At 66.5% G+C, this 10,542-nt stretch carries 10 protein-coding genes; 5 read left to right on the top strand and 5 right to left on the bottom strand.

The genetic code is table 11. The annotated features are described in order from the left end of the window. Nucleotides 1–628 (top strand): WS/DGAT domain-containing protein (locus WAN71_RS26375; protein ID WP_422228148.1); only part of this gene is annotated, 628 nt, incomplete at its 5' end. A gap of 6 nt (nt 629–634) precedes the next feature. Here the strand turns inward: WAN71_RS26375 and WAN71_RS26370 are convergent. Genes WAN71_RS26370 through WAN71_RS26360 form a run of 3 tightly spaced genes read right to left on the bottom strand, consistent with a single transcriptional unit; the run spans nt 635 to nt 3,599 of the window. Next, the gene (locus WAN71_RS26370; protein WP_422228147.1) at nt 635–1,240 is read right to left on the bottom strand and encodes a MarR family transcriptional regulator; all 606 of its coding nucleotides are present in this window, start codon (nt 1,238–1,240) and stop codon (nt 635–637) included. Next, nucleotides 1,237–2,823, bottom strand: coding sequence for a pyruvate, phosphate dikinase (locus tag WAN71_RS26365; protein ID WP_422228146.1), 1,587 nt, complete (start codon nt 2,821–2,823; stop codon nt 1,237–1,239). Before WAN71_RS26365 ends, WAN71_RS26370 begins: the two co-directional genes overlap by 4 nt. An 8-nt stretch (nt 2,824–2,831) precedes the next feature. Further along, nucleotides 2,832–3,599, bottom strand: coding sequence for an NADPH-dependent F420 reductase (locus tag WAN71_RS26360; RefSeq protein ID WP_422228145.1), 768 nt, complete (start codon nt 3,597–3,599; stop codon nt 2,832–2,834). Between WAN71_RS26360 and WAN71_RS26355 the strand changes: the two genes are divergently transcribed. Next, the gene (locus tag WAN71_RS26355) at nt 3,528–4,043 is read left to right on the top strand and encodes a DoxX family protein (RefSeq protein ID WP_422228144.1); all 516 of its coding nucleotides are present in this window, start codon (nt 3,528–3,530) and stop codon (nt 4,041–4,043) included. The genes WAN71_RS26360 and WAN71_RS26355 overlap by 72 nt on opposite strands. Here the strand turns inward: WAN71_RS26355 and WAN71_RS26350 are convergent. Beyond that, nucleotides 4,027–5,400, bottom strand: a complete 1,374-nt coding sequence (locus WAN71_RS26350; protein WP_422228143.1) for a flavin monoamine oxidase family protein — start codon at nt 5,398–5,400, stop codon at nt 4,027–4,029. The two genes, WAN71_RS26355 and WAN71_RS26350, sit on opposite strands and share 17 nt — an antisense overlap. A gap of 19 nt (nt 5,401–5,419) precedes the next feature. Beyond that, a complete protein-coding gene (locus tag WAN71_RS26345) occupies nt 5,420–6,841 on the bottom strand; it encodes a short-chain fatty acyl-CoA regulator family protein (RefSeq protein ID WP_422228149.1) in 1,422 nt (473 codons plus the stop codon). Nucleotides 6,842–6,969: 128 nt separating this feature from the next. On the opposite strand from WAN71_RS26345, the gene prpD reads away from it, so the two are divergent. From prpD to WAN71_RS26330, 3 genes are read left to right on the top strand one after another with little or no spacing between them, the layout of a single operon-like run. After that, complete coding sequence (prpD, locus tag WAN71_RS26340; RefSeq protein ID WP_422228142.1) at nt 6,970–8,475, top strand: 2-methylcitrate dehydratase PrpD; 1,506 nt, start codon at nt 6,970–6,972, stop codon at nt 8,473–8,475. Further along, nucleotides 8,472–9,374 carry a methylisocitrate lyase gene (gene prpB, locus WAN71_RS26335; protein WP_422228141.1) on the top strand — a complete coding sequence of 301 codons (903 nt, stop codon included), beginning with the start codon at nt 8,472–8,474 and terminating at the stop codon, nt 9,372–9,374. Before prpD ends, prpB begins: the two co-directional genes overlap by 4 nt. Beyond that, complete coding sequence (locus WAN71_RS26330) at nt 9,371–10,513, top strand: bifunctional 2-methylcitrate synthase/citrate synthase (RefSeq protein ID WP_422228140.1); 1,143 nt, start codon at nt 9,371–9,373, stop codon at nt 10,511–10,513. Before prpB ends, WAN71_RS26330 begins: the two co-directional genes overlap by 4 nt. Nucleotides 10,514–10,542: the final 29 nt, after the last annotated feature.

Raw genomic sequence — 10,542 nt, 5'->3', positions numbered from 1 at the left:
AACCAATGCCCGGCCCGCCGGTGCGCGCGCCGTGCGCACACTGGTGCGCCACCGCGCGCAGTTGCGCTGTCCCACCGTCACCGTCGCGGTATTAGCTGCGGTCTCCGGTGCACTGTCCGGCCATCTGGGCGATGCGGCGGCATCGTTGGGCGCCGAGGTGCCAATGGCTAAACCCGGTGTGCCGCAAGCACATAACCACTTCTCGAACGTAACGGTCGGGCTCTATCCGGGCTTGAGTCGGCAGGCCCGTGTGGAGCCGATCGCCGCAGACCTGGCCGCCGCCCGTCGCCGCTTTCAGCACCCTGCGGCGCAGGCTTCTGACCGTGCATTTGCCGCGATGCCCGCTCCGCTGCTGCGGTGGGGGATTAGCCGCTTCGATCCCGACGCCCGACCATCGCAAGTGTCCGGCAATACCGTGGTGTCCAGCGTTTACCGTGGACCCGGCGACCTGCGCTTCGGCGGCGCACCGGTACTGCTGACCGCTGGCTATCCAGCGCTGTCACCGGCGATGGGCCTCGTCCATGGCGTGCACGGGATCGGCGACACCGTGGCGATCAGCGTCCACGCCGCCGAATCCGCGGTTGGTGACATCGACGAGTATGTTGCCAGGCTGGACACGGAGCTGTAGCGAAAGCTATTGAACATCACCGGATTTAGCTTCCGACTCGCGGGTCAGGCCAGCCGCGAGGATGAGCTCCTCATGCAGTTCGAACCAGACGGTGTGGTAGGAGTCGATGAGCGGTCGGGACAACCAAAGCGTCTCGCCGGCGTGGACGTTGTCCAGCGCCGCTTGCAGTTTGGCCGAATAGCGCGCCAGCCGCGGCACCTGCGCAGCCGCCGCGGCGACGATCGGCGCTACCCGCTGGTGCACGCTATCGAGGCGGGCCACCACCGCGGCGTCATACTCGGCGTCGTCGTGTGTGTTGGGTTGGCCGTGCTTGACCTGCCAATCGGTGACCAGTGCTTTGAATTCGGCGTTGACGGCGCGGAAATCGGCATAGGCGACGGCCAATGACGCCGTGTCGATCTGCTGTCGCTCGGTGGCCAGCAACTCGGAGAGTCGGACCCGGCCGTCGGGGCTGAGCCGCAGCACCTTGCCGTCCACCAGCAAGCCCGACCGGGTCAGCCGGTCAACGGTGGCGGCAAGCTCGTCCGCATCGTCTCCGAGCGTCGCGGCCAGGTCGGCGAGGCTCACCCGACCCTTCAGTCGGACCGCTTGCAATACGGTCAGCTCACTCACGTGTCCTCGCTGAGTCGCAGCGCGGCGAGCATTGCGAGCAGCGGGCTGGCGGAGACTACGTCGGTGTGGCCGCCGGCGATGACGGCGCGCACCGCGCCGTCGGAATGGCTTTCCAGGCGTTGATACTCGCCGCTGGAATGGACGCGCAGCGGGCTGATGCGTCGGGCGATCTCGGTTAACTCGCGCAGCTCTGGCGTGTTGTCTTCCGACCAGGCGGTCAGCTGCAGGCTCCCGTCGCGCACTTCGCCTTCGTTGCCGTCGACGGTGACCAGCTTGCCGGCCAGCGATTCGGCGATTCCGCCGCCGCAGCCCACCACGGCCACCCGGCCGAGCTCTCGGCTGACCACGGCCGCGTGGCTGGTGGCACCGCCGGTTTCGGTGACGACGCCGCGTGCGACCAGCAGGCCGTGAATGTCGTCGGGGCTGGTGTGGTTGCGCACCAGAATGACATCCTCGCCACGATCGGCGGCATCGATCGCGGCGTCCACTTCGGTATAGGCCCGTCCCGAGACCACGCCGGGTCCAGCCGGTAAGCCTTTGGCTAAAAGCATTGCAGCCAAGCGGTTTTCCGGCTGCAGCGATGGCCGCAGTAGCGCCTCCACGTGGGCCGGTGTCACCCGTCGCAGCGTCTCGGCATCGTCGATAAGGCCGTCACTGCGCAGTTGCAAGGCCAGGCGCACCGCGGCCTGTGCGGAACGCTTCGCCGGCCGCGTCTGCAGCAGCCACAGCGTCCCGTCTTGAATGGTGAACTCGATCTCTTGCACGTCGGAGGCGAGTCGCTCCAACGACCGGGCGGCGCCGATCAGTTCGTCGTAGACGGCGGGCTGCTGGTCGCGCAGCGCGGTGATCGGTTCGACGTCGACCGTGCCGGATACCACGTCGTCCCCTTGACCGCCCCGCAGCCACTCGCCGAACTCCGCGTTGGCGCCGGTCATCGGGTTTCGCGAAAAAACAACGCCGGCACCGGAATTGGAGTTGATATTGCCGAAGACCATGGCCTGCACCACCGCCGCGGTGCCGCCCCGGTCGTCGAGCCCGTGATGGGCGCGATAGGCGGCGGCGCGCGGCGAGCCCCACGACGCGAACACAGCCTCGATCGCGGCGCGCAACTGTAGGTATGGGTCGGCAGGCGCGTCGCGGCCGACCGGTGACCCGCGAAACCGACGCCGGGTGTCGCGGGCGAATCCGGCGGTGCCCTCTGCCGCCAGCGCCTCCTCGACGGCGTCGTTGATCCCGAGATCCAGCACCGTGTCCATCATCCCGGGCATCGACACTGCTGCCCCGGAGCGCACGCTGACCAGCAGCGGATGTGGTCCTCGTCCGAACGTGCGCGAGGTCGCCGCCTCCAGCCGGCGCATTCCGTCGAGCACGTCATCCCAGATCGCGTCGATGGTCGCCTCGGGCTCGGGGAGGTAGCGCGCGCCCACCTCCGCGGTGATGCAGAACGCGGGCGGCACCGGCAGACCGTTGCGGCGCATCATGTCGATGCCATGCGCCTTGTGGCCCAGAATTTCCGGTGGGTAGTTCGCGTCGCCGTCCAGCAGTAACACAGGAGGCCCAGAAGGGACAGAAGGGGAAGCCATCCGGATGCTCAGGATTGGCCGCGCAACAGGCCGAACGCGAAGTTGGTGCCGAATCCGCGGCGCAACGCGAGATGGATCCACAGCAGCGCATACGGCTCCAGCAGCCGAGCCAGCGTCAGATCGCCGGCGTCGACGGTTTCGAAGCCCAGCTCGCTGACCAGCGCGGCGGTCACCGACTTGGCCTGATCGTCGTCGCCGCAGACGAACATCACCGGTTTGCCGGGCACCTGCGGCCCGTCCATCATCGGGGCGCCGATCTGATTCATCGCTTTACAGACCCTTGCACCGGCTGCCCAGCTCGCGACCTGCTCGGCCCCGGAGGTGGTCAGCCCGGTCTCGAGCGCGCTGAAGTCGGGGGTGAGTGGGTTGGTGCAATCGATGACGACCTTGCCGGCGAGCCCACCACAGCTTTGTACGGCCTGCCGTGTGCCCTGCCACGGTGTGCACAGCGCCACGACATCGGCTGCAGCGGCAGCAGACTCGTTGGCCTGCACCGCATCCAGCGATGCGTACTTCGGGTCGTCCGGATTCCGGACACCGAACGTGACGTCGTGCCCGCGGTCCCGCCACGCGGTGCCCAGGGTGCGCCCGACGTTGCCGGCGCCGATGATGGCGATCTTGATGTGCGTCTCCTTTGCGATTGTTTGCGGGTGGGACGATACCTCTGCCCATCCGTGCCTACCCGATGATCTAGGTTGGCGTCTATGACTGGTGCCTTTAACGACGTCGGGTTGCTGATCCTGCGGGTGGTGCTGGGGTTGACTCTCGCAGCTCATGGCTACAACAAGTTCTTCGGCGGCGGCCGGATACCCGGGACCGCGGGCTGGTTCGAAAGCATCGGCATGAAGAACGGCAAGTTTCAGGCTGTGGTCGCGGCCAGCACCGAGATCAGCGCAGGCCTGGGGTTGGCCGCGGGGTTTCTGACGCCGATCCCGGCCGCCGGCTTCGTTGCGCTGATGTTCGTCGCCGCGTGGACCGTGCACCGACACAACGGCTTCTTCATCGTCAAGGAGGGCTGGGAATACAACCTGGTGCTGGCCACCGGCGCCGTCGCCGTCGCCACGATCGGCCCCGGCCAATACAGCCTGGACTGGCTGATCTTCGGGCACAACTGGCGCAACAGCTGGCACGGTCTGCTGATCTCGCTGCTGCTGGGCCTGGGCGGCGGGGTTGGTCAGCTGTTGCTCTTCTACCGCCCACCGGTCAAACAGGCTCAGTAGCCGCTGTCGTTTCGCGGGCCAGCACTTCTTCTGCGGCGCGCTCCCCGGAGCGGATGGCGCCGTCGACCCATCCGCACATCACGGCCGAGCTCTCCGTGCCGGCCCAGTGGATGCGGCCGCACGGCTCACGCACGGTGTAGCCGAACTCGGTCAGCACGCCGGTGGGCGCGTGGCTGATCATCCCGCCACCGGAATAGCGTTCGACACTCCAGTCCTGCTCGTGGTAGCCGATGGGTGAACCGGCCTTTTCGCCGAACCGATCGACCAGCTCACCCACCACCGCCGCTTGGCGATCGGCTGGCGCAAGTCGCCCCAGCCGTCGCGCGGCCGGGCCTTCGGTGATCACACACATGACCCCCGGCGTGCCGATGTCGGTGCAGGCGTCGATGGTCAGGGTGGCCAGCGAGCCCGGCGAGGCCGTCTGGCCGGACAGGCCCGCGGCGCGCCAGAACGGCTCGTCGTAGACCACCGAGATCTTGACGATCGCGCCGCTGGGCATCCGCTGGTGCAGAAACAACCGATCGAGCGGCAGCGTCGGCTGGTAGTCGATCTGGCCGGCGATGGCCAGCGGAACGGCCACGATCACCCGTCGTGCCCGCACGGTCAGCTCGTCGGAGTGGACCGTGACGCCGTCGGCGTCGTGGGCGATCTGCCGCACCGGCTGGGAGAGCTGCAGTGCATCGCCGAGCTCGGCGGCCACCGGGCGGTAGATGGCGCCCATCCCGCCCACAGGGCGGGAATCCTGGGAGCCGTCCTTGCTCGACACCACAAAGTCCGGCCCGCCGCCCGAGGCCATCTGATACAGCACCCACAACAACGACACCTCTGATGCGGCCGAGGTGTAGGGGCCGGCCAGTGCCATGTCCAGCATGTCGCGGGCCTGCTGCGACATGATGTTCTTGTCCAGCCATGCCGCCAAACTGGTCTGGTCCCACTCGGTGGCCTTGCGGGCCTGCCATGGGGCCTGCAGCGGAATCGATCGGCACATCTGCCGCACTTTGATCAACCCGACGCCGAGGTTCATCGTCGCCCACGGGCTCACCGTCCACGGGATCGCGCCGGCATAACGGTGCTGCTTGCCGCCGACGATCATCAGCGACTCACCGTCGATGTACTGCTTGTAGGCCGGCACACCGAACTCGCTCATCAACGCGTAGACGCGATCCTGGCCCGGCCCGATCCATGCGCCACCGCGATCGATCCACGACCCGTTGCTGAGAACCTCGGTGTAGGTGCGCCCGCCGACCCGATCGCGGGCCTCCAGCAGCGCCACCGAGCGACCGGCTTGTTTGAGCCGCAGGGCGGCCGTCAAACCGGCGAAACCCGCACCCACAACGCAATAATCGACATCTGCCATGGCTAATCCCAGCAGCAAGCTACACCGATTGCGGCGCAGTGGCAGGCGAATACGGCAGGCTGCTGCCGGTGTTCTCGTCGACGACGACGCGGCCGCCGAGATAGGGGAATGCGCGTTGCGCACACGACGGCCGGTTGCAAATCTTGCAGCCGGCTCCGATCGGGACGGCGGTACTCGGGTCGTCCAGCGCGATGCCGGTGGAGTAGACCAGCTTGTCGGCGTGCACCAGGTCGCAGCCCAAACCGATTGCGAAGCTTTTGTGCTGGCCCAGATAACCCTGTCCTTCGGGTCCGGTGGTCTTGGCGATCCAGAAATACGAACGGCCATCGGGCATCTGGGCGACCTGCGTGACGATCCGGCCCGGCTGGGCGAAGGCGTCGTGCACCACCCACAGCGGGCAGCTGCCGCCCACCCGGCTGAAGTGAAAGGCAGTGGCGGACTGGCGCTTTGAGATATTGCCCGCTTTGTCGGTCCTGACGAAGATAAACGGCACCCCGCGCAGCTGCGGTCGTTGCAAGGTGGAGAGCCGGTGGCACACCGTCTCGAAGCCGACCTCGAAGCGGCGGGCCAGCAGGTCGATGTCGTAACGCAGTTCGGTTGCAGCCCAGTGAAACTCGCGGTACGGCAGCAGAAATGCACCGGCGAAATAGTTGGCCAGCCCGATTCGGGCGACGCCGCGCGATTCCGGCGTGAGTTGGTCGTCGGTCGCCAAGATCGCCGACAACAGCTCCGATTGGCTGAGCAAGGCCAGCTGAGTGGCGATCTGGAAGGCTCGCTGCCCCGGCAACAGCCACTGGGCGACGCGCAGCATCCGGGTGTCGGGATCATAGGACCGCTTGGCGTGCTCAGCGAGATCGCCGTCGATTGCGACGTTCACCGCGAACCGCTCGCGCATCAGCGCCGCAAGCTGGATGTCCAGCCCGCCGAGCGTCATTCCGTTCTCGGTGAACATCTCCTCAGCCGCCGTGTCCAGTTCGCCCATGTAGTTGTTGCGGTCGTAGAAGAAGTCGCGGACTTCCTCGAATGGCATCGGGTGTCCGGGCGGTGGCGACGTTTCGGTGGTCGCGCGGGAGCGATAGGCCTCCAGTTCCTCTGTGGCGTCCCGCAACCGCCGATGCACGGCAACCAGGCTGCGGCCCACTTCGGGCATCCGGGCGACCAGTTCCTCGATCTGAGCACGGTTGACCGCGTCTTCGGTCCCGGCCGCGGTGAACACATCGGACAGGTCGGCCACCAGCCGAGCGTCGGAATCGGAGGAGAAGTAATGCGGGGGCAGGTCGAACCGTTCGGTGAGCGCGAGGAGCACCGGCACGGTGATCGGCCGCTGGTCGTTTTCCAACTGGTTGACGTAGCTGGTGGACAGGTCCAGCGCCCGGGCCAGCGCGACCTGGCTCAGCCCGCGCTCGTTTCGCAACCGCCGCAACCGGGCACCCGAAAACATCTTCGCCACCGCCGACACATTACTCCGGATGGCTTTCGCAACATTCGCAATCTGAGGCTGATGAGGACACAAAATTCCACATATACAGGGGCTTTCCTTAACGACGGAGTTTGCATAGTGTGCGGATTATGTTGATCCATTCGGTTCGGACGCACCGCAGCGCCGACGACTTCCCGCGCACCGAGCATCTCGCTCACAAGATCGCGGAGGTGGCCGCGGACCCGGTCGCCGTACCCGCCGAGACCGCGGCGATGGTGATCAACCGGATGATCGATAACGCCGCGGTCAGTGCCGCCTCGGTGCTACGCAGACCGGTCACCACCGCGCGCCAGCAGGCGGTGTCTCATCCGGCTACGCCGGGCGCCGCGGTTTTCGGTGTGGACGGCAGCTACTCGGCGGAGTGGGCGGCGTGGGCCAACGGGGTCGCGGTGCGCGAACTGGACTTCCACGACACGTTTTTGGCCGCCGAGTATTCGCATCCCGGCGACAACATCCCACCGCTGGTCGCCGTCGCGCAGCAACTCGGTGTGCGCGGCGCCGACCTGATTCGCGGCCTGGCGACCGCCTACGAGATCCAGATCGATCTGGTCAAGGGAATCTCCCTGCACGAGTTCAAGATCGACCACGTGGCACACCTGGGGCCCGCTGCGGCCGCCGGCATCGGGACCATGCTGCGGCTGGACACCGAGACCATCTACCAGGCGGTCGGCCAGGCGCTGCACCTGACCACGGCGACCCGCCAATCACGCAAGGGCCTGATCTCCAGCTGGAAGGCGTATGCGCCCGCGTTCGCCGGGAAGGTCGCGATCGAGGCGGTCGATCGGGCGATGCGGGGCGAGGGTGCAGCGGCGCCGATCTGGGAGGGCGAGGATGGTGTGATCGCCTGGCTGCTGGGCGGGCCTGAGCGCACCTATCAGGTGCCGCTGCCCGCGCCGGGCGAACCCAAACGCGCCATCCTGGACAGCTACACCAAGGAGCACTCCGCCGAATACCAGAGCCAGGCGCCGATCGACCTGGCGCGCCGGCTGCGCCAGCGGATCGGCGACCTCGGCCAGATCGCATCGATCGTGTTGCACACCAGCCACCACACCCACTTCGTGATCGGCACCGGCTCAGGGGACCCGCAGAAGTTCGATCCCGACGCGTCGCGGGAGACGCTGGATCACTCGCTGCCCTACATCTTCGCCGTCGCGATGCAGGACGGCACGTGGCACCACGAACATTCGTATGCCCCCGAACGCGCGCACCGCGCAGACACCGTCGAGTTGTGGCACAAGATCGCCACCGTCGAGGACCCGGAGTGGACCCGCCGGTATCACTCGACCGAGCGCAAGGAAAAGGCGTTCGGGGCGCGCGCGGAAGTGACCCTCAAGAGCGGCGAGGTGATCACCGATGAGCTGGCCGTCGCCGATGCGCATCCGTTGGGGGCACGGCCGTTCGGGCGTGAGCAGTACATCGGCAAGTTCACCGAGCTCGCCGACGGTGTGGTGGATTCCATTGAGCAGCAACGATTCCTGGATGCCGTGCAGCGGGTCGGCGACCTGAACGGCGGCGAGTTGGGCGCACTGAATGTGCGGGTCGCGCCCGAGGTGCTGGACAAGGCGCCGACGATTCCGTCGGGGATCTTCCGATGATCGGTTTGTTGGGGGCGGCAGCCAGCGCCGCCGACAAACGCGCGGCGTTTCGGGCCGGGCTGAACTCCGGTCGGCTGCAACGCTTCCCGGGCGCATTCTCACCGCTGGTGGCCAAGCTCGTCGCCGAGATCGGGTTTGAGGGCGTCTACGTCTCCGGCGCCGTATTGTCCGCCGACCTGGGGCTGCCCGACATCGGGCTGACCACGCTGACCGAGGTGACGGCGCGCGGAGCGCAGATCGCGGCGGCCACCGACCTGCCCACGCTGATCGACGCCGACACCGGATTCGGTGAGCCGATGAGCGCCGCGCGCACCATCACACTGCTGGAGGACGCCGGGCTGGCGGGCTGTCATCTCGAGGACCAGGTCAATCCCAAACGGTGTGGGCACCTTGACGGAAAGGACGTGGTCCCGACCGCAGAGATGGTCAAACGGCTGCGGGCGGCGGTGGCCGCGCGCCGGGATCCAAACTTCGTCATCTGCGCGCGCACCGATGCCGCCAGCATCGAAGGCCTGCCCGGCGCCATTGAGCGGGCACGCGCCTACGCCGACGCCGGAGCCGACCTGATCTTCACGGAAGCGTTGGCCGGCCCGGGGGATTTCGAGAAATTCCGTGCCGCGGTGGAGACTCCGCTGCTGGCCAACATGACCGAGTTCGGCAAATCGGAGTTGCTGAGCATCTCGCAGCTCACCGACATCGGCTACAACGTGGTGATCTACCCGGTCACCACGCTGCGGCTGGCGATGCACGCCGTCGAAACCGGCCTGCGTGAAATCGATGCCGCGGGAACACAATCTAGCTTGCTCGATCAGATGCAGCACCGCAATAGGCTTTACGAATTGCTGCGCTACGCCGACTACAACCAATTTGATGACGACATCGCAGGAGGCATCCAATGAGCAGGACAGAAGTTCACAAAGGCGTTCACAAGGGTCTAGCCGGTGTCGTTGTCGACACCACCGCGATCTCCAAGGTGGTGCCGGAGACCAACTCGCTGACCTACCGTGGCTACCCGGTGCAGGATCTGGCCGCCCGGTGCAGTTTCGAGCAGGTCGCCTACTTGCTCTGGCACGGCGAACTGCCCACCGACGCCCAGTTGGCGCTGTTCTGCCAGCGTGAGCGTGCCAGCCGCCGGTTGGACCGTTCGATGCTGTCGCTATTGGCCAAGCTGCCCGACAACTGTCATCCGATGGACGTCGTCCGCACCGCGATCAGCTACCTGGGTGCCGAGGATCCCGAGGAGGACGACAGCGCCGAGGCTGCCAACTTCGCCAAGTCGCTGCGCATGTTCGCCGTGCTGCCCACCATCGTGGCCGCCGACATGCGCCGCCGGCGTGGCCTGGCACCGATCCCTCCGCACAGCCACCTCGGTTACGCCGAGAACTTCCTGAACATGTGCTTCGGCGAAGTCGCCGAATCGGTCGTGGTCGAGGCGTTCGAGCAGTCAATGGTCCTTTACGCCGAGCACGGCTTCAACGCGTCGACGTTCGCGGCGCGGGTGGTGACGTCGACGCAGTCGGACATCTACAGCGCTGTCACCGCGGCGATCGGCGCGCTCAAAGGCCGGCTGCACGGCGGCGCGAACGAGGCGGTCATGCACGACATGATCGAGATCGGTCACTCCGACAAGGCGTCGGAATGGTTGCACGGCAAGCTTTCTCGTAAGGATAAAGTCATGGGCTTCGGGCATCGTGTTTACAAGAACGGCGACTCCCGGGTGCCGACGATGAAAGAGGCGCTGGCCAGCGTCGCCGCGATCACCGACGGTCAGTGCTGGCTGGACATCTACCAGGTGCTGGAGAACGAGATGTTCGCCGCCACCGGGATCAAACCGAACCTGGACTTCCCGACTGGCCCCGCGTATTACCTGATGGGCTTCGACATCCCCAGTTTCACCCCACTTTTCGTGATGAGCCGTATCACCGGCTGGACCGCCCACATCATCGAACAGGCTGGCTCCAATGCGCTTATCCGCCCGCTCAGTCAGTATTCAGGCCTGCCCCAGCGCAGTCTCAGCACCGCTACAGCAGGTCGGTGATTGTCTTCAGGCCGGCGTCGTAGAGCACG

The sequence above is a fragment of the Mycobacterium sp. genome (assembly GCF_049280035.1).
GTDB lineage: Bacteria > Actinomycetota > Actinomycetes > Mycobacteriales > Mycobacteriaceae > Mycobacterium.
This window is presented reverse-complemented; position numbering and strand designations above follow the sequence as displayed.

Excerpts from the sequence above, each read along its gene's own strand:
- WAN71_RS26365 (WP_422228146.1), bottom strand. The coding sequence starts at position 2,823 with ATGGCTTCCCCTTCTGTCCCTTCTGGGCCTCCTGTGTTACTGCTGGAC.
- WAN71_RS26355 (WP_422228144.1), top strand. The coding sequence starts at position 3,528 with ATGACTGGTGCCTTTAACGACGTCGGGTTGCTGATCCTGCGGGTGGTG.
- WAN71_RS26360 (WP_422228145.1), bottom strand. The coding sequence starts at position 3,599 with ATGAGCTGCGAGAGTCAACCCCAGCACCACCCGCAGGATCAGCAACCC.
- WAN71_RS26350 (WP_422228143.1), bottom strand. The coding sequence starts at position 5,400 with ATGGCAGATGTCGATTATTGCGTTGTGGGTGCGGGTTTCGCCGGTTTG.
- WAN71_RS26345 (WP_422228149.1), bottom strand. The coding sequence starts at position 6,841 with ATGTTTTCGGGTGCCCGGTTGCGGCGGTTGCGAAACGAGCGCGGGCTG.
- prpD (WP_422228142.1), top strand. The coding sequence starts at position 6,970 with ATGTTGATCCATTCGGTTCGGACGCACCGCAGCGCCGACGACTTCCCG.
- prpB (WP_422228141.1), top strand. The coding sequence starts at position 8,472 with ATGATCGGTTTGTTGGGGGCGGCAGCCAGCGCCGCCGACAAACGCGCG.
- WAN71_RS26330 (WP_422228140.1), top strand. The coding sequence starts at position 9,371 with ATGAGCAGGACAGAAGTTCACAAAGGCGTTCACAAGGGTCTAGCCGGT.